The sequence below is a fragment of the Kitasatospora sp. NPDC091257 genome (assembly GCF_044757675.1).
Classification (GTDB): domain Bacteria; phylum Actinomycetota; class Actinomycetes; order Streptomycetales; family Streptomycetaceae; genus Kitasatospora; species Kitasatospora lactacystinica.
The window spans coordinates 1-1042 of sequence record NZ_JBIVVI010001896.1 but is presented as its reverse complement, the minus strand read 5'-3'; the positions used below and the strand labels follow the sequence as shown (position 1 = coordinate 1042).

At 74.5% G+C, this 1042-nt stretch carries 1 protein-coding gene; it reads left to right on the top strand.

The genetic code is table 11. From position 1 onward, the window contains the following. The coding region (locus ACIQOV_RS42730) for an alpha/beta hydrolase (protein ID WP_401056693.1) at window positions 1-625 on the top strand (625 nt) is incomplete at its 5' end. Between the last annotated feature and the right edge of the window lie 417 nt (window positions 626-1042).

Genomic DNA, 1042 nt, shown 5'->3' with positions numbered 1-1042 from the left:
CCAGCAGACCCTCCCGGTGCTCCCCGTCCTCGACCGGCTCGGCCTGCCCGCCCTCGCCGTCACCTACCGCGGCGACCAGGGTGCCCCCGCCTCCCCGGACGGGCTCAGCCACTTCGGCGAGACCGAGTGGCGCGACATCGAGGCGGCGGTACGGCTGGCGCTCGACAGCGGCGCGGGCAAGGTGATCCTCTACGGCTGGTCGGTCGGCGCGACCACGGCCCTCCAGACCGCGGCCCGCACCGCCTGGCCGCACGCCGTCAGCGGCCTCATCCTCGACTCGCCGGTGCTCGACCTCCCGGTCTCCGCCCGCCGGGACGCCGCCCGGGCCGGCTTCCAGGGCGTCGCCGCCGAGCTCGGGGCCCTGGCCGCGGAGGGCCGCACCGGCGTCGACCTCGCCGACTTCGCCCGCATCGCCGACGGCACCGACCTGCGGGTGCCCACCCTTCTCCTGCACAGCCCCGAGGACCGGATCGCGCCCTTCGGCACCGCCGAGAAGCTGGCCGCCGCCCGTCGCGACGTGGTCAGCCTCCAGGCCTTCCCCGGTGCCGACCACGCCACCCTCTGGAACACCGCTCCCGACCGGTACACCGAACTGCTCCGCCGCTGGCTCACGCCGCTGCTGTAGGGCGCCGCCGGCGGGTCCTCGCCGGCACGTCTCCCGGACGTGCCGCGGTCGGTGCTCCGCTTCCGCCCCTGCGGATCGGAACGCGGCCCCACCGCCGAGGTCGGAGCGGGCCCGTGGGGTCGACCCGTCGATCCGATCCGTCCGATCCGTCCGATCCGTCCGACAGGATCCGCGAGGCCCGCAAGACCCACGGGCCGCGCCCTCGCCCCCCTCCTCGTGCGGGCGTTTCCGGCTGGGCCGCGCCGGCTTTTCCGGCGCGCTTCCCCCCTGCCCACGAATGAACGTTTCCCCCATTCCGCCGGAGGCGCGGGGGGGGGGGGGCGGGGCCCCCTGAAGCCCGGGCCCCAAACAAAGGGAGAGGACAACCCAGAAAAACACTCAAAACGAGTGAAATAGGATTGGGGGTTTTGTGTGTTA